This window comes from Luminiphilus sp. nBUS_16, from assembly GCF_051201645.1.
Classification (GTDB): Bacteria; Pseudomonadota; Gammaproteobacteria; order Pseudomonadales; family Halieaceae; genus Luminiphilus.
On the sequence record NZ_CP179205.1, the window covers coordinates 1,847,082 to 1,862,840 of the forward strand.

General features: G+C 51.4%; 18 protein-coding genes. 11 read left to right on the forward strand and 7 right to left on the reverse strand.

The genetic code is table 11. The annotated features are described in order from the left end of the window. The first annotated feature begins 242 nt into the window (after positions 1 to 242). Complete coding sequence (locus ACMAY6_RS08215) at positions 243 to 1,346, forward strand: pyridoxal phosphate-dependent aminotransferase (RefSeq protein WP_435210887.1); 1,104 nt, start codon at positions 243 to 245, stop codon at positions 1,344 to 1,346. A 56-nt stretch (positions 1,347 to 1,402) separates the two neighbouring features. Here ACMAY6_RS08215 and ACMAY6_RS08220 read toward each other — a convergent pair whose 3' ends face one another. Beyond that, complete coding sequence (locus tag ACMAY6_RS08220) at positions 1,403 to 1,576, reverse strand: hypothetical protein (protein WP_435210888.1); 174 nt, start codon at positions 1,574 to 1,576, stop codon at positions 1,403 to 1,405. Then, positions 1,557 to 3,791, reverse strand: a complete 2,235-nt coding sequence (locus tag ACMAY6_RS08225) for a prolyl oligopeptidase family serine peptidase (RefSeq protein WP_435210890.1) — start codon at positions 3,789 to 3,791, stop codon at positions 1,557 to 1,559. The genes ACMAY6_RS08220 and ACMAY6_RS08225 overlap by 20 nt, the downstream gene beginning before the upstream one ends. A 135-nt stretch (positions 3,792 to 3,926) precedes the next feature. Here ACMAY6_RS08225 and ACMAY6_RS08230 point away from each other — a divergent pair, with 135 nt between their 5' ends. Then, entirely contained in the window at positions 3,927 to 4,532 is a 606-nt protein-coding gene (locus tag ACMAY6_RS08230; protein ID WP_435210891.1) for an SOUL family heme-binding protein, read from the forward strand. Positions 4,533 to 5,024: 492 nt separating this feature from the next. Here ACMAY6_RS08230 and ACMAY6_RS08235 read toward each other — a convergent pair whose 3' ends face one another. Next, positions 5,025 to 6,506, reverse strand: coding sequence for a M20/M25/M40 family metallo-hydrolase (locus ACMAY6_RS08235; protein ID WP_435210893.1), 1,482 nt, complete (start codon positions 6,504 to 6,506; stop codon positions 5,025 to 5,027). A 313-nt stretch (positions 6,507 to 6,819) separates the two neighbouring features. Here ACMAY6_RS08235 and ACMAY6_RS08240 point away from each other — a divergent pair, with 313 nt between their 5' ends. From ACMAY6_RS08240 to ACMAY6_RS08275, 8 genes are all read left to right on the forward strand, one after another. After that, complete coding sequence (locus ACMAY6_RS08240) at positions 6,820 to 7,557, forward strand: SIMPL domain-containing protein (protein ID WP_435210895.1); 738 nt, start codon at positions 6,820 to 6,822, stop codon at positions 7,555 to 7,557. Between the two features lie 93 nt (positions 7,558 to 7,650). After that, positions 7,651 to 8,334, forward strand: a complete 684-nt coding sequence (locus ACMAY6_RS08245; protein WP_435210897.1) for a Bax inhibitor-1/YccA family protein — start codon at positions 7,651 to 7,653, stop codon at positions 8,332 to 8,334. Between the two features lie 93 nt (positions 8,335 to 8,427). Next, positions 8,428 to 8,760, forward strand: coding sequence for a DsrE/DsrF/TusD sulfur relay family protein (locus ACMAY6_RS08250; RefSeq protein WP_435210899.1), 333 nt, complete (start codon positions 8,428 to 8,430; stop codon positions 8,758 to 8,760). Further along, complete coding sequence (locus tag ACMAY6_RS08255; protein ID WP_435210901.1) at positions 8,753 to 9,112, forward strand: DsrE family protein; 360 nt, start codon at positions 8,753 to 8,755, stop codon at positions 9,110 to 9,112. Before ACMAY6_RS08250 ends, ACMAY6_RS08255 begins: the two co-directional genes overlap by 8 nt. After that, the gene (locus ACMAY6_RS08260) at positions 9,112 to 9,387 is read left to right on the forward strand and encodes a hypothetical protein (RefSeq protein ID WP_435210903.1); all 276 of its coding nucleotides are present in this window, start codon (positions 9,112 to 9,114) and stop codon (positions 9,385 to 9,387) included. Before ACMAY6_RS08255 ends, ACMAY6_RS08260 begins: the two co-directional genes overlap by 1 nt. Continuing rightward, positions 9,387 to 9,719 (forward strand): TusE/DsrC/DsvC family sulfur relay protein, encoded by a 333-nt coding sequence (locus ACMAY6_RS08265; protein ID WP_435210904.1) that lies wholly within the window; start codon positions 9,387 to 9,389, stop codon positions 9,717 to 9,719. The genes ACMAY6_RS08260 and ACMAY6_RS08265 overlap by 1 nt, the downstream gene beginning before the upstream one ends. 12 nt (positions 9,720 to 9,731) lie before the next feature. After that, positions 9,732 to 10,832 carry a tRNA (uridine(54)-C5)-methyltransferase TrmA gene (gene trmA / locus ACMAY6_RS08270; RefSeq protein WP_435210906.1) on the forward strand — a complete coding sequence of 367 codons (1,101 nt, stop codon included), beginning with the start codon at positions 9,732 to 9,734 and terminating at the stop codon, positions 10,830 to 10,832. Beyond that, the gene (locus ACMAY6_RS08275) at positions 10,829 to 11,122 is read left to right on the forward strand and encodes a 4a-hydroxytetrahydrobiopterin dehydratase (protein WP_435210908.1); all 294 of its coding nucleotides are present in this window, start codon (positions 10,829 to 10,831) and stop codon (positions 11,120 to 11,122) included. Before trmA ends, ACMAY6_RS08275 begins: the two co-directional genes overlap by 4 nt. On the opposite strand, the gene ACMAY6_RS08280 is transcribed toward ACMAY6_RS08275, so the two are convergent. Together ACMAY6_RS08280 and ACMAY6_RS08285 are read right to left on the reverse strand one after the other, a co-directional pair. Beyond that, a complete protein-coding gene (locus ACMAY6_RS08280; protein WP_435210910.1) occupies positions 11,091 to 11,963 on the reverse strand; it encodes an alpha/beta fold hydrolase in 873 nt (290 codons plus the stop codon). The genes ACMAY6_RS08275 and ACMAY6_RS08280 overlap by 32 nt on opposite strands. Positions 11,964 to 11,993: 30 nt before the next feature. Beyond that, positions 11,994 to 12,608 carry a dUTP diphosphatase gene (locus ACMAY6_RS08285; protein WP_435210911.1) on the reverse strand — a complete coding sequence of 205 codons (615 nt, stop codon included), beginning with the start codon at positions 12,606 to 12,608 and terminating at the stop codon, positions 11,994 to 11,996. 456 nt (positions 12,609 to 13,064) lie between these two features. Here ACMAY6_RS08285 and ACMAY6_RS08290 point away from each other — a divergent pair, with 456 nt between their 5' ends. Beyond that, on the forward strand, positions 13,065 to 13,496 hold the full coding sequence (locus tag ACMAY6_RS08290; RefSeq protein ID WP_435210912.1) for a PaaI family thioesterase: 432 nt from the start codon (positions 13,065 to 13,067) through the stop codon (positions 13,494 to 13,496). Between the two features lie 154 nt (positions 13,497 to 13,650). Here the strand turns inward: ACMAY6_RS08290 and ACMAY6_RS08295 are convergent, their stop codons facing one another. Together ACMAY6_RS08295 and ACMAY6_RS08300 are read right to left on the reverse strand one after the other, a co-directional pair. After that, complete coding sequence (locus tag ACMAY6_RS08295) at positions 13,651 to 14,466, reverse strand: LytR/AlgR family response regulator transcription factor (protein ID WP_435210915.1); 816 nt, start codon at positions 14,464 to 14,466, stop codon at positions 13,651 to 13,653. Positions 14,467 to 14,468: 2 nt separating this feature from the next. After that, entirely contained in the window at positions 14,469 to 15,647 is a 1,179-nt protein-coding gene (locus tag ACMAY6_RS08300) for a sensor histidine kinase (protein WP_435210917.1), read from the reverse strand. Positions 15,648 to 15,759: the final 112 nt, after the last annotated feature.

The following is a 15,759-nucleotide window of genomic DNA, read 5'->3' on the forward strand; positions in this document are numbered from 1 at the left end:
GGGCGTTGGGCACCCGCTCCAGCCATTAGAAATACTATTGAAACCGGTGAGAAGCGGTATTCCTGAAGTTCGAAGTCGTCCTAACCCCCACCAATTCTTGCAACGCAAGATACATACCCCCCAACTTGACGTGACCTACGACCTCTATGTAGCTTGCTCAGTCCTTCTTCCGATGCTGGCTATGGCCGAGCCAAAGCTCGTGTCGGAGATCGGGGACTCATTGAAGCTATGAGGAACACGCCATGAAACGACGGCAGGTATTAGGTGGTTTAGGAGTAGCACTGCTGACTTCTTTTAGCGGGCCAAGCCTCGGACAATATGTACTGCCCAAAGGACAAGTCCGCTTGGTGTTCAATGAAAACCCCTATGGCCCAAGTCCGAAAGCGATAGCTGCCGTCAACGAAGTGGTGGCTCTCTCGGCTTATTATCCCGACTCACCCACCGACTTTCCGATACTTGATAACCTCAAAAAGGCCATCGCACAAAGGCACAATCTAACGCCTGAGCATCTCCTGGTGTCTTCCGGTTCAAATGAAGCACTTCAAGCGGCTATTCTTGCCTACGGCGAAAAAGGAAAAATCCTCGTGCCCGCCCTTACTTACGACGCCCACCTAGGTTACGCGAGGCAGCTAGGCTTTGAAGTTGTCACCGTGCCACTAAGGAACGACATGCAAGTAGACCTAGACGCCATGAGTGCGCAGGTCGACGACACAACATCTCTGATTTATTTGGCAAACCCAAACAACCCTACGGGAATACCAATTGACTCAGCGGCCTTGCGAAGCTTTTGCCGGAAAGTTGGCAATAGAGCGCTGGTGATTGTTGACGAAGCCTATAATGAGCTTACCGACAGCCCCGTTGATCAGAGCATGGTGGATCTGGTGCGACACGAGCAGAATGTGCTGATCACTCGTACCTTCTCAAAAATATTTGGCATGGCAGGCATGCGGGTGGGTTATGCGCTTGGTCAACCCGAAACCATCACTAGGGTAAACAGCACCCTTATGGCATGGCCCAATGGCATTGGTCTCACAGCCGCGTACCACAGTTATCTGGACGAAGAATTTATCGCCTTTTCGAGACAAAAAATACTCGAAGGACGCGCCATGGTTTATGCGACCTTGCAACGGGCTGGCGTGACGCCTGTGCCCTCTCATACCAATTTTGTGTTCGCCGATATAGGCATAGAATCGACCGACTTTGTCGCGCGAATGGCGAGTCGTAATGTATTAATTCGCGGCGGCTATCCCGGTTATCCAACCCATATTCGGATTAGCATGGGAAAACTAGAAGACCTAAATATCTTTGATCGCGTTTTTTCAGAGGTATATGCAGCAAGCGTCTAGCGCCGCGGAACACCTTGCTTGAGTGTTGGTGTTGCCAGGACTTAGTCAGGTCCTCACTACGACACCATACCTTCAAGCTCTACACCGAGCCCCTCAGTCTGTGCCGTAGTGGTGCGCGCCCTACCCTGACCGTGCCGCCATTGAATCCAGCGGGCCCTATGCTTTTCGACTGGGGCAAAGGAATCGAACGCCCACTCAAGGTATCGGGTATTAACTCCCACTCGCGGCATTGGGACGCCCCAATTGCCACAACAAGAAACTATAGATGTCTGCGTATTGGGCCAGCACCTGCTCGCGGGTAGAGCCAATACCGTGTCCCGCATCGAAATCAACTCGCAGCAACGCCGGCGTGTTGTTTTGGGCCACGGCCTGCAGGCGCGCAGCCATTTTGCCAGACATCCAGGGGTTAACTCTGGGGTCATTAAAGCCATGGGTTAGCAACGCCGCTGGATATTGCACCCCGTCTTCCACGTGGTGATACGCACTCATGGCCAGTAAGCCCTCGAAGCCCTTGGCGTCGGTGACGCTGCCAAACTCTTTGATGTTGGGCACCCCGTTGGTTGTGGTTTCAGCTCGTATCGCATCAAGCATACCCACCTGCATTACAACCGCACCGAAAAGATCTGGGCGTTCGGTCACAGACCTACCCGCCAAAATTCCGCCAGCACTGCCACCCATAGGGGCCATGTGATTTACTCCGGAATAGCCGTTATCAACCAGGTACTCAGCAGCGGCAATGAGGTCTTTCCAGGTGTTGGGTTTGTTCTGCATGCGGCCCGCATAATGCCAAGCTTGTCCATATTCTCCGCCACCACGAACATGGGCAATTGCAAAAATTCCGCCTTGCTCAATCCACCCCAAGCGAATGGGAGAAAACGATACATCCTGGCTTATGCCATAACTGCCATAACCATAGACGATCGTTGGATTAGTGCCATCCAGAACGAGGTCTGCTCGACGTAAAATGGATACCGGTACTTTGACCCCATCATGGGAGGTCACCAAAACCTCCTCGGCAATATACCCATCAAGTTCATCAAACTTACCCTTGGGGACCATACCCGTGTCGCTAAAGTTATCCTCAAGGGGGTCATAGGCGTAGCGAACGCCCCCTTGAATCCATGTTGACTCATAGACCAGCACGCCTGCCACCAGTGGTGACACCGACGAAATGTAGGCCGCCCCATCACGAGGTGTTTTCAGCGGTTTAACGCTGCCCTCATCGGACAAGCGCAACACTTTATTCACCCCATCCTGTTTTGCACTCAAGTAAATAGCGTCGGCTGCAGCAGCAATGCCTTCAATCACCAAATCACCGGCGGCAATTACCTCTCTAGCATCAGCAAAGTTAGGCGAAGATAGGGTTGTTCTCACGAGCTTAAAACGTGGTGCATCCTTAGCCGTAATGAGATAAATACTATCCTCAACCACGGCAAAGTCTGTGACCAAATCAGACTCCTGCGTAATTTGCACCCATGGCACAGCCCCTGTCAGCAAGGTCTCAACGGGTGCGCTAAAAATTGAAATCTCATTATTGTCACCATGCTTCACCTTGAGCACAGCGAAATCCGAGCCCGGCGTGACGACTAGGCTTGGGAAATCGGTTTCCAACAGCGGCAACCGATCTGAAACCTCAAAAGCGGCCACGACAACGTCTTCTCCTGCATCGCTCCCTACAACGTGATAACGCACTTCTGTGCGTTTATAGATCTCGGTGTCAGGCGCATCAACAGGTAACTCTCGGCGGCGAGAGTAATAAAATCCTTTGCCATCAAGCGACCACTGTGGACGATTGTATGCGGTTTCGATATTAGTCAGGGTATCGGGCAAGGTCGTTCCCGACGTCAAATCAATCACACTGTAAGTTGTTTCTTCAGAGCCGCCTTGAGCAACGCCGTAAACTAAGAACCGCCCATCCCAAGACGGCATGTAACCCTCTATTGAAACATGAGATTCGTCATCTACAGCCAGCGCATCGGGGTCGACCAGCAACCGCGCCTCAACCGCACCTTCAGACTTTTGGTAAAGCTTAGCAAGGCTCTCCCCAGCGTTGCGTCGCAGGAAAAAGACATCCCCTTTTGCCAGTTGCCGAACACCGTAGGTCGTATAGGGCGCTCCTTGATCGAGCTCAGTAAGTCGCTGCAATAGCTGTTCTCGCCTAGGCAAAGCGCTCAGCACCTGCTCGGTGAACGCACCTTGCTGCGTAAACCATTGCAACACTTCCTGACTGTCTTGATCTTCAAGCCATCGATAAGGGTCTTCAACTTGAATCCCCCAGTGATTGTCCACCACGTTTTCAATTTTTGTGGCGGGTGGCTCTAACTGCGTGGATTTGGGTAACGACGGCATAGTGTCCTCTTTCATCCGATCATCAGATTCGCAAGCTGTGGTCAAAACTCCAACGAGTGTCGCCAGCAACATTGCCTTTCGAAAATGTCTTGTCATGTAGCTCGAATCCAATTTTATTGCCAGCGCGCATTGTAAAGGTAAAGCAGCGGACAAAACGATGCCATTACCGTTACTGATCCAACCTCCGGGGTGCGCGTAATACCACCACAGACACAAAGGCTGGGCTTTTATATGAACTTCATCAAATACGTACCGGTTATGCTTTTAACCTGCCTAGGCTTCATGCCATTGGCCGCTAGCGCTATCGAAGAACCCGCCTATCGCCTCGTCGAGTCTTGGCCAGACCCCGCAGTAGAGATCCGCCATTACGAGCCCAGAATACTCGCCATGACCGAAATGGCTGGCGGCGAAAATTCAGGTTTTCGTGTGCTCGCGGGATACATTTTTGGAGGCAACGCCGCTGAACAGGAAATTGCCATGACAGCGCCGGTGCAAAGCACAATGCCGGGAGCAGATAGTCGCGAGATGGCCTTTGTTCTACCTGCCGAATACGCAATGAATGAGCTACCAGCGCCCGATGACGCGCGGGTTAAATTTAGAGAAGAGCCAGCCTATCACGCCGCCGTTATTCGGTTCAGCGGTCGGGCCACAGATAGTCGAGTTGACGAGCATTGGACATTGTTGACGGCGTTTTTAGACTCCCAAAAAATAGAGACCAATGGGCGTCCTACGTTGAATCAATACAACCCACCGTGGACGCTTCCCTTTATGCGCCGAAATGAAATTATCGTACCCATTTTAGCGCCCTTGATGGCCAGTGGCACGGCGGGACGCTAACCAACTGCCACCGCAGCAGGCATGCATTTTCAGGAGAACAAATGATGGCGAATCCAACCCCTCCGACAGAAACTTTGCCCTGCAGAGGCTGCACGGAAAGTTGTAAAAATCGAGCCACCTGTCAGGGACGACCCTGGAGCAAGTAACCTTTAACACTGACAACGGCGGTGCAGGCTCACCGCCGCGGTCTTCCCAAGCTAGCGTTCTACGAAGGCAAGTATGGGTAGCAGTTGATAAGACCCTATTAGGCTAGAGCGGCGTTCCTCGTTGCTGTTTTAACCGTCTAAGTAACGTTATTGATTTCAGCTAACGTCACACACAACTCAAAATTATCGTAGTAATCAGCGAAAGACCATTGCAAAACAAATCGTCCGCTATGAGAACATAAAGCAACAGGAAATTTTGGCCGAGCGCCGACACGTAATACAATCGGACCTAAGGTAATTACCCCCTTTGAATCGTCATCGACCCCAGTGCCCCACGAGCTATTGCTCAGTGCAATCGGTCACTAGACAACCAACCCCAGTCATTGATTTTGGTGTTGGCTGCCAACCAAGTGAACACCAGATAGGCTGCAACACTCTGATCGAGGTCCTTGGCAGAGATCTTGTCTAAGGTGTCATCGGGGGTGTGGTGCAGGTCGAAATAATCACGCCCATCCTGAACAAAGCGGAAGGCTGGCATACCAGCTGACACCATTGGCGTTAAATCCGGGCCAGAACTCGCCACTCCCACAGGCCCAGGTGCTATCCCTAAGGGCTCCACCAAATGACTAATCAAATCAACAATCGGCTGAGCCTGATCGTTAACTCGGCTAGTCACCTGCCAAATTCTACCCGCGCCAAAATCGCTTTCTGTACCAATCACGTGTTTCCGAAGTTCCTTGCTTCGCGACTTGAGATAGGCTTTTCCACCCAAAAGCCCCACCTCCTCGGCACCCCATAAAATGAGTCTAATAGTGCGCCGAGGACGCTTCTCCAAAGTAAGCAGCTGGCGAGCCACCTCCATAGTTATTCCCACTCCCGCACCATCATCGATAGCGCCAGTACCAAGATCCCAAGAGTCGAGGTGCCCCCCTATGATCACAACCTCCTCCGGAGACACCGCACCACGAATATCAGCGATGACATTTCCCGACATGACCTCGCCCAAAAACCGCGGCGTTAACAACAGTCTTACGCGGGGCATCTTTCCTCGAGCGGCGATGCGCTCTAACTGATCCGCATCGGGATTAGACAGTGCAGCCGCAGCTATCTTAGGTTGATCTGAGTCGTAACGCATAGAACCGGTATGCGGCATGCGATGGCTGTCCGTACCAATGGAACGGATCAAAAGGGCTATTGCACCTTTGCTGGCAGCAATACTCGCGCCCTCTCGGCGTAAACGGCCAAAATAGCCATAGTGAGACCCGCCTTGAGTACTGCGCATAGCGTGTCCTACGTACGCTATTTTTCCCTCGAGGCTACCCGGGGCTGCTGATTCTAAGGCTTGTAAGCTGGTGAAGATCGCGACATCGCCTTCCACTCCCTCGTCCGGTGTAGCCACCGAACCGCCCAGGGAAGTTAGGGTGAGTGGTTGAGGATAGGGCGAGATGACATAGCCAGTCTCAAGCCCCCGCTCCCACCCGGGCAACGGAAAAGACTCGACCCAAACACGATCGAATCCAAAACCGGTCAATTCCTTCACTGCCCACTCGCGGGCGCTTGCCTCTGCATCAGAGCCTGCCAACCTTGGTCCCACTTCCGTAGTCAACTTTTCAACCCAATGAAAAGCCTGAGTTCCTCGAACCGCTGCATCTCGCAAGGCTACGGCTTCACTAACCGTATCAGTATCCAAACCTGCATCTAACGCAGGCGTTGCATACCCCATCACCGGCAGGCAGAGGCAGGCAACAACCGTTGGGATCCAAGTCAGCCAGCGGTGGATTGTGAGACTTTTGTGTGCCCGCTCTGGAAGCGTTTTCAATACGTACATGGTTGGTCTATCCCTGATGGTTGTAAGATTTAAGCCCCTCTGTAAGTCCTGCCAGCTTAACGATTCAACAGAACATTTGCCAAAACACTCGGTGAGAAACAGTACCCTTACGCTTTGGAACGACCAAGAAGGAGCTCTCTCAAGACGAGCTACCCCCTATTGCCCCAAGTCTTTGACTCCAAATTCCGGCATTATTTACTCACTGCGCAACTTGTTATTGGGAACTCTCAGCAGGCGTAATGCTCCAAGCTCGGAAGGCGGCGCGTGTATTTTTCGAATCGCCCAACCAATTTATCCCTTGCCGGAGACTGTTATGCGGAAAAACCGACCCTTTCAAACGGCCTACCTCTGCCGGCTAACCGGCGTTCTGGCTGCACTCAGCGTGCTAATCGCTTGCTTGAGTGCGAGCGCTCAGGCCGCCGAAGACAGCCAGGTTATTGCATTAAACGGCACGGGAACGGTAACACTCGTACCCGATACGGCGTCAATTACCCTAGGTATTAACCTCAGGGGCAATGAGCTCAGCAACTTGCAGACAGCCGTGGACAAAGCCGTCGGCAGCATACTCACAAGATTGCGAGCATTGAATATTGATGACAAGGAACTCGCAGCAACAAATATCAGAATTTCGCCCCGCTACCGATACAACCAATCGCAGCAACAGTCGGTCGCAGATGGCTATGAAGTTTCCCGTGATATCAGGGTTACTTTGCGCGATCTAGCACTTCTGAGCCAAGTCATGAGTGAGGCCAGCAATGCCGGCATCAACCGTGTCAGTCCTCCGCAGCTGTCGAGTTCAAAGTATGAGGAAAACTATCAAAAAGCACTGGCACTGGCGGTTGAGCAAGCAACGCAGCGCGCCTCGGCTTTGGCAGATGCTGCACAGGTCAAATTGGGTCCTGTTGTGCGCATGAGCACGCTGGAGACCACCTACCGGCCTGAGCAACCGATGAGGATGGCGATGGAATCAGACGCTCCAGAGGCCGCTTATCAGCCCGGAGAATTGCGTGTAACGGCCAATGTGAACGTTGCTTTCGCAATTTCACCCTAAATGTATCGAAGTTCCCTGCTACACTTGGAAAATGGTGTCTTGATCCCTATTATCTGTATATGACAAGACCCTCTATTAACTCGGGAGAGTATTATGAGCGATAAGCCAGTTTTTTCATCGCAAGTTGACGTGCTAGGCGCTGACAGCGCGATCAGCACCAACAAAGTCCTTAGAAATACTTATATGCTTTTGGGTATGACACTGGCATTCAGTGCTGTGACCGCGGGCACTTCCATGGCCCTTGGCCTCTCCCACATGGCCGGGCTGGTGATGATGCTTGTTGGCTTTGGACTGCTGTTTGTTGTCAATCGCATGGCAGATACCGCAAAAGGCCTGCCTGCCATCTTTGCTTTCACCGGAGTTATGGGTGCCGCACTCGGCCCCATGCTCAACTATTACGTGGCTCTGCCTGGCGGCCCCAGCATGATTATGCAGGCCCTAGGTGGAACTGCTCTGGTGTTTTTCAGCTTGTCTGCCTACGCGCTAAACAGCCGCAAAGATTTTAGCTACATGGGAGGCTTTCTTATGACGGGGCTCATCGTGGCGATCGTTGCGAGCATTGCCAACATCTTCCTCGGTATACCTGCGCTATCCCTTACGATTTCGGCGGCCATAATCATGATCATGTCGGGCCTGATTTTGTTCGACACCAGCCGGATTATTAATGGCGGCGAGACCAACTACATTCGCGCTACCGTGTCGCTGTACCTCAACATTTACAACTTGTTCATCCACATGTTGCATCTGATCGGCGCCTTCGGTGGCGGTGACGACTAATTTGAACGCAAGGCTGAAAACCCCGGTATCGCCGGGGTTTTTTTATGCGGGTATCATTACCAACCTATTGGCCATGGCGGCACAGAAAAGCCCATGAAAATTGCACTCGTCGTTCTAGGCGCTCCAGACTCCGGACTGTGCCACTTCCGTGCCCAAGGGTTTGCAAAAGCTCTTGAGACGGGCAGCGTCGCTCTACAACGCGTCTTTTTTTACGGCGAGGGCGTGCTAGCTGCTGCGTCAAACAACTCTGAGTGCATGAGCGCATGGTCAGCAATAGCCGCCATGCAAGGCTGCGATCTGGTCCTTTGCAGCGCCTCAGCGGAGACCCACAACGTACTTTCACCGCCTGACGCCTTTACTATCATGGGGCTCGGGGCCCTCATGGAAGCGGGTCATGACTGCGACAGGATTGTGAGTTTTGACTGACGCGAGCACCTGGCTAATACGCATCCATACGGCTCCCTACATCAGCCCCAGAGCTGCGCTTGGTTTGGACGCCACGCTCGCTTGCGGCGCCTTCGGTCAAGCTGTGAAGCTCGTTTTAGAGGGGCCTGCTATTGAATTACTAAAGCCTCCCCCCGCAGCGCCAGTGGGTGGGCGGAATCTCCACAAAATGATCGCTTCGCTGCCACTGTATGATGTAGATCGCGTTTATTTATTGAGTGACGACTTGACCACTATTCCAGACACAACGTTGGATGAATTACAGATCACACCGGTCAACAGTGGCGAGCTTGCCAACTTGATCGCCAATAGCCGTCACGTACTGAGCTTCTGATGGCACTGCACCTATTTTATAACCCAAACCGCTATGTCACGCTTCTAGACACCTTAAACGCGGAAGACGTGATCATCATTTTCGATCAAGCGCTTCTAAACTGGACCGAAATCCAGATAGGCGCTGGCACGCCTCAGTGCGCAGCCATTTTTGCCCTAACCCAAGAGTGCCAACAGCGAGAGCTGACGCTACCTGTGGAGAGCGTTGTAGCAATCAGCTTCGCTGACTGGGTTGCACTTACGATTAAACACCCTCAGCAGGTTAATTGGGTCTGATGTCGATAGATGCCACCGAATTGAAGTTGCTGTGCGACGATCGAGGCTTCCTCATCGACACGAGTGCTTGGGTGACAGAACTTGCCGAGGCATTGGCCAAAGCGGAGGGCATAAAGCTTACCCCCGCACACTGGGAGATACTTTATTTGCTGAGGGCTTTCCATACCGAGTTCGAGGAGTCACCCGCAAATCGTGCCCTAGTTAATTGGGTTAAACGCCATGAGGGACCAGATAAAGGAAACTCTATTTACCTTATGCGCTTATTCCCCGGTAGCCCAGCGCGCGTGGGGAGTCGCATAGCGGGCCTCCCAAAGCCCAAAAATTGTTTGTAGGGTCTCGCATCTATGCCTTTGAGTAACATTAAACCCAGTAATTACGCAGAGCTTTTGGCGCTTAAGATCGCCCCAAGAGTAGAAGCCTTCACAGCGCTAGGTGCACCAACACCCCAAGTCTTCGAGTCGTCACCTCTAGCTTTTCGCCTGCGCGCAGAATTTAGGGTCTGGCACGCTGGCGAGGACCTGTTTTACGCCATGTTTAAGCCAGGAGCCCCGAAAGATCCCATAGCGATAACGAGCCTCCCAATTGCCTGCAAACCCATCCAACAACTGATGCCTAAGCTACTGCGGGAACTACGCAACAACACCCACCTCCGTCAGAAGCTCTTCCAAGTCGAATTTCTCAGCACTTTAACCGGCGACATGCTAACAACCTTGATTTATCACAGGGCCCTAGACGCCTGCTGGGAGCAGGAGGCCAATCTATTGGCCCAACGACTCGGCATAAAAGTGATTGGCCGGAGCCGCAAGCAAAAAAAAGTAATCGGCGCAGACAGCGTGCAAGAAACGCTTCGCATTAACGACAGTGAGTACCATTTCAAACAACCTGACCAAGCATTCACCCAGCCTAATGGCAGCGTCAACCAACGTATGATCGAGTGGGCCGACCGCGCCTGTGAAAATTTGTCCGCCGATCTACTCGAGCTTTATTGTGGCATTGGCAATTTCAGCTTGCCGTTAGCACACCGCTTTGACCGCGTTCTCGCGACAGAGGTTTCAAAAGTCGCCACTGCAGCAGCCATTGAAAATTGCTATCAGAATGGCATCAACAATGTGGAATTTGCGCGCCTTTCTGCTGAAGAAATGACATTAGCAATGTCCGGGGAGCGCTCCTTTCGCCGGTTAGCGCACTTGCACGCACCCCTGACCGATTACAAGCTCAACACTTTACTGGTTGATCCTCCCCGAGCAGGACTGGATAAAGCCACGCTTGATCTCGCGAGTGGTTTTGAGAACGTTATCTATATCTCCTGCAACCCTGACACACTACTTAACAACCTAAAAACACTTCAGACCACCCATGAGATAACGCAGCTCGCATTTTTTGACCAATTTCCCTACACCCATCACCTTGAAAGCGGCGTCTTGTTAACGAGGAAAGCATCATGACTGTTATTAGCGAAAGTGACATTAACGCGTGGCTCAGTGCGCATTCGGCTTGGCGCCTACAAGATGGCAAGCTAGCGCTTAGCCTTCAATTTCAAGATTTCAGCATGGCATGGGGCTTCATGTCCCGTGTGGCTCTCTTGGCAGAACAACAGCAACACCATCCTGAGTGGCTGAATGTCTACAACCGGGTCGAAATCGCACTGGTCACCCATGATGCTGACGGCCTGACAGAAAAAGATTTAAATTTGGCAATAGCTATCAACGGATTGCTGGGAAACTCAGGAAACTGATTAGCACATCTGACACACCACTCTCATTGAGCATTGGCGCGTGCCCCACCCCAGGCACTTCTAAAACCTCCATCCCTTTGTTGCGCTGCCGCATTTTCTCAACGCATGGGGGCTCCAACAAGTCGCTCAAAGCCCCACGAATCAGTAGCACAGGAACATCCGCCAATGATTCAAACAAGGGCCAAAGATCGTCTGGTCGCACGTCTGGTGTGGCACCAGATAATGGCACTGTGATGTTGGGGTCATAGTCGAGGGCGACCCCGTCAGGCGTTTGAGAGCAAGCTCTCGCGGCAAATCTTAGCCAGTCTGCAGTTGCGTAGTGAGGAAATGCCGTCTCATTCACACTCGCCAAGTGATCTGCCGCAGCCGACCAGCCAGGAAAAATCATTTTAGAGCCAACAGATTGCTTAATCCGATCAAGGCCTCGCTGCGCGATAACCGGGCCAATATCATTTAAAACCACCTTGCCCAGACGCTCCGGTGCCAAGGCACCAATACCCATCGCCATGAGGCCGCCCATAGAGGTCCCGACGACCGAAAAGTTTTTGACTTCAAGATCATCAAGCAAGCGCAGGGTATCTAAAATATAGGTTTGGGGAGTGTAGTGTTCCACCTGCGCGTCTGCTTCAGAGCGACCACGCCCCCTTTGATCCGGCACGATTACTCGGTAATTTTTTTGCAGCAGAGGGGCCAGATCCTCAAAATCACGGCTGTTTCGAGACAACCCGTGCAAACATAAAATCACTGCTGCTTCTGCGGTAGGACCGGGGTAGTCACGGGCGTAAAGCGTTAACCCATCATCGGTTTTAAAGTACACATCACGAAAATATGGGCTATTCATGGAGATATCCTGTTTACCGGTCGTCTAAAACTAACCGGGATACTTAGCCTTGAGCGCGCTATAAACATCTGATGGAAAGTCATCCGATTCAGTATCTAAACGCTCCATTAATTCAGCAAGGTGCTCATTATCCTCTCGACCCTCCCACAATTTTTGGTAGCTACCCTCTTTATAGCCATGATCCTGGCGAAAAAAATTAAGAACGTTTTTCCCAACATAGTGACGATACAAGTCTTCGAAAGATAAATTGCAGGCTTGCATAAGCACGGAAAATTGAGGCACTGAAAACCCTCGCGCCTGTAAACTAGCGAGGGCTAGGGCCTCAGTGGCCTCTCGGACATCCTGTATCCCCTCAGTTGGCACATCTAGATCAGCAGCTACTTGCTTAGCGAGCTCAGCGATGTCGGTATCAGAGCTAAAAAGTGCACTGAGGCCAAAGTGCCAAATATCGACCACCTCGAGACGCACCTGAGCCATGTCGGGATCCTGTTTTTTCCACCACTTGTAGCCGTAGTGATCCATCAATTCACCACATTCAATCCAGATCGCTCGGTACCACTCAAAATGCTGGTTGATCCAGTCTTCGTGTACCCGGGTGTTCATTCGATGTTGCATAGACAGCATTGTCTCAAGCGCCTGGCGCATAGTGCATTGTCCCCAAAGGTTGTTGTCCCTATCGTTGCTGAATTGTCACAATTTAGCTCACGCAATGATACCTACTTTTGCATCGCATCAGGCCTAAAACCCAAGCTTGTGGAGGTCCGGCTGTCCAAGGCTTACCCGCAGCAGTCTGATTGATCCCCATGGCACCCCAGTAGTAGGGGTACTTTGCTGGAACGGAGGCAAGAGAGCAGAGATCTTCGCCACTCTTTCTGAAGATTTCATTAAAAATTAACTTCAACGACTGAGCCGTCAGACCTTTGTCAGGCCCAAAAACGACGCAGAAAAAGGTTCGAAAATACGTGTAGCAGCATGGTAACGTGTGGCCCGATATCCCATTGAAAATGGGATATCGATTTTTCACCAAAAGACAAAGCCTTTGCACCCCGCATCGGTCACTCGACTGCGCCAAAAAACAACGCATAGAAGGTTCACCGTTTAATGTCACACTCCCTTGAGCAACATGACATCGTCACAAGACTCAACAGTCACCAGCTAACATTCATCAAGCTGCTAGCTGGAAAGGTTGTGTCCGCCGATGTGGATGCACGCTCATGCACCTTCAATTTCTGTGTGCCCCTCGATTTCTGTCATAGTGGCAATGTGGTCCAAGGCGGTTTTGTTTCGGCTATGCTCGATGCCGCGATGTCCCACGCAGTTTTCGCCTGTGACACCACGGTTGAGCGGTTATCCAGCCTAGAAATCACGACGCGTTATGAAAGCGTTACTCGCGGAGAGAGCCCGTTGACGGTTACAGGTTGGGTTCGCCGAATGACCAAGACCATCGCGTTTTTAGAGGCCGATATCAAAAGCGAATCTGGGGAGGTTCTTGCTATCGCACATTCGGTGGCCAAAATTGGGCGGAAGGCTTAGGTCATAGAAAAACAGAGTTGGGAACCTCACCCAAATCAACAGGTCTAACAATGCCGCGGGGTGATGAAACGCCTTAACAGCTTGCGTTGATAGTAAACAGGTTTACATGGGCGCTAACAAAAGCTCTTAGCCGAAAGCCCACCTCGCAGCTCCGTCAAATCAGCAAATTTTGAATTTCTTTTCGAAAGTTCCTGCTCACTTTCAAAACACCGCCACCCTCGATTTGAAGTTGTGCCTCACCCTTGGGCAGGCCCTCAACAACTTCGACCTTTGACAAATTCACAATAGTAGATCTGTGTATTCTTACAAAGTTCTCGGGCAGGCGTGCTACCAACTCTTTCATTGTCGAGCGCAAAATGTGTGTGCAGCCATCGGCATGAACGCACATATAGTCCCCTGCGGCATCTATCCACTCTATATCATCCATCTGAAGGAGCGTCGTTTGCTGGCCGTCTTTTATCGCCAGCTTACCCACGTCCATAGAAGTGACCGAATGATTTGCATCCAAAACTCTGCTTGTTTGCCCACCCATAGCTGAAATAACCGCGCCCTTTTGGCGGGCTGCCTGATCGGCAACGTCTGCACTCCCCTCTTCGGGATCTGTTGTAAGAGCCAGCAGCCGCGCCGTGCAACGCGTTAGTGTTTCGTGAACACGATCAGCCGAGAACGGTTTTAAAATATAATCGACCGCATGCAACTCGAAGGCTTCAACGGCAAACTCACTATGCGCCGTTGCAAACACTACGAGGGGCATGGTGTCTGACTGAAGGGCCTGCACCACCTCAAACCCCCCTAAACCTGGCATTTGTATATCTAAGAAAACAACATCGACAGGCTTTACCCGCAATCCTTCAATCGCCTCGCGACCATTTTTGTAGCAGGCAGTCACCTCAGCTTCCGCAGCATCCTCGAAGATGCGCACTAGGAATTCTCTAGCGAGGGGTTCGTCATCAACTATCGCAACCTTCACAGTTAGTCCTCCCTTATCGATTCAGTAGCTGGAATCGCTACTGTAAAACATAACCCGCCAAGAGGAGACTCATCTATCAGCAGATCAAAATCGTTGCCAAAAATATTTTTAAGTCGGTCTCTAGTGTTACGCAGGCCTATGCCAGTGCTAGATTCTGTGACCTGTTTGCGATCAACAGGCTTGCTCAAGCGCTCGGAACCACTGTCCTCAACCGAAAGCATGAGCTTGGAATCTTTTAAATGTGCAGATACTCGAATAGTTCCCCCTGATTCAGACAACGCAATAGCGTACTTAATGGCGTTCTCTGCCAGGGGCTGCAGCAACATGTTAGGGACAAGCAGCGACTCAAGTTCGGCGGGCACATCAAGGTCTAGTGTCATCCGATCCGAAAACCGGACCTGTTCAATCATTAAATACTGACTAAGCGCCCAAAATTCTCTGTCGAGGGGAATGAGCGTATCGTCACCGGCATCTAGTGAAAAGCGTAAAAAATCCCCAAGGCGGCTCAGCATCGTTTTTGCATCATCCGTTCTTTCGGCGCTAACAAGTGAAGCAACAGAATTTAATGTGTTAAACAAAAAGTGGGGATTTAACTGGTAGCGCAACAGTTGTAGCTGCGCGTCTTTGACCTCTGCTCTCGCCTTCACCAACTGCAGCGCTCTTTGCCGCTGCTTGGATTCAAGCACCAGCATAGCCTCACGTTGTTGTTGCAGTAGCTGATAATACTTAATGCCGTGGTAAAGCGCTGACCAAGTAAAGAAAACAAATATCGAAGGAAAAACCCAACCGCCATAATCGGCCCATAAATCCTGCTCCTGAGTCATTAGCATAAACAACAACAATCTCAGCACAGCCCAAAGCATAGAAAAGAAAATTGTTGCGATTAATGCCGCTGTAAAGCGCTGAGCGACCGGCCAATCCCATACAGTTTTAAAAAACCACCGCAGCGGTAACGTTAGTAAGAGGCCTACTAATGACTGGGAAATGTTATGGGCGAAATAACTCAATTCAAACTGACTGTATGGCAAGCTGAGGCTGAAGTAGGTTAGTAGGGATATTCCGATCCATCCCGTCGAGTTCATGATCCAAAAAAGACGATTGGAATCAATCCCCCGCGATAACGCATTCGTTTGATTCTGCCCCTCTATGGGCGGTGTACGTTGGTTGTCACTTGTGTTCACGCGCCCTCCCTCTTCATGCAACGTTTGCGTCGCGCAAGTCGATTTCCAATGCAGGCTAAGCGAAAAATCGATGATGTGCCAACTGCGGACCAAAACACTGCCACCGCTGCCA

What these genes read in the sequence shown, in the direction of transcription:
- ACMAY6_RS08225 (WP_435210890.1), bottom strand. Translation starts at nt 3,791, where the DNA reads ATGACAAGACATTTTCGAAAGGCAATGTTGCTGGCGACACTCGTTGGA.
- ACMAY6_RS08285 (WP_435210911.1), bottom strand. Translation starts at nt 12,608, where the DNA reads ATGCGCCAGGCGCTTGAGACAATGCTGTCTATGCAACATCGAATGAAC.
- ACMAY6_RS08290 (WP_435210912.1), top strand. Translation starts at nt 13,065, where the DNA reads ATGTCACACTCCCTTGAGCAACATGACATCGTCACAAGACTCAACAGT.
- ACMAY6_RS08230 (WP_435210891.1), top strand. Translation starts at nt 3,927, where the DNA reads ATGAACTTCATCAAATACGTACCGGTTATGCTTTTAACCTGCCTAGGC.
- ACMAY6_RS08215 (WP_435210887.1), top strand. Translation starts at nt 243, where the DNA reads ATGAAACGACGGCAGGTATTAGGTGGTTTAGGAGTAGCACTGCTGACT.
- ACMAY6_RS08235 (WP_435210893.1), bottom strand. Translation starts at nt 6,506, where the DNA reads ATGTACGTATTGAAAACGCTTCCAGAGCGGGCACACAAAAGTCTCACA.
- ACMAY6_RS08245 (WP_435210897.1), top strand. Translation starts at nt 7,651, where the DNA reads ATGAGCGATAAGCCAGTTTTTTCATCGCAAGTTGACGTGCTAGGCGCT.
- ACMAY6_RS08240 (WP_435210895.1), top strand. Translation starts at nt 6,820, where the DNA reads ATGCGGAAAAACCGACCCTTTCAAACGGCCTACCTCTGCCGGCTAACC.
- ACMAY6_RS08275 (WP_435210908.1), top strand. Translation starts at nt 10,829, where the DNA reads ATGACTGTTATTAGCGAAAGTGACATTAACGCGTGGCTCAGTGCGCAT.
- ACMAY6_RS08260 (WP_435210903.1), top strand. Translation starts at nt 9,112, where the DNA reads ATGGCACTGCACCTATTTTATAACCCAAACCGCTATGTCACGCTTCTA.
- ACMAY6_RS08250 (WP_435210899.1), top strand. Translation starts at nt 8,428, where the DNA reads ATGAAAATTGCACTCGTCGTTCTAGGCGCTCCAGACTCCGGACTGTGC.
- ACMAY6_RS08280 (WP_435210910.1), bottom strand. Translation starts at nt 11,963, where the DNA reads ATGAATAGCCCATATTTTCGTGATGTGTACTTTAAAACCGATGATGGG.
- trmA (WP_435210906.1), top strand. Translation starts at nt 9,732, where the DNA reads ATGCCTTTGAGTAACATTAAACCCAGTAATTACGCAGAGCTTTTGGCG.
- ACMAY6_RS08220 (WP_435210888.1), bottom strand. Translation starts at nt 1,576, where the DNA reads ATGCCGCGAGTGGGAGTTAATACCCGATACCTTGAGTGGGCGTTCGAT.
- ACMAY6_RS08265 (WP_435210904.1), top strand. Translation starts at nt 9,387, where the DNA reads ATGTCGATAGATGCCACCGAATTGAAGTTGCTGTGCGACGATCGAGGC.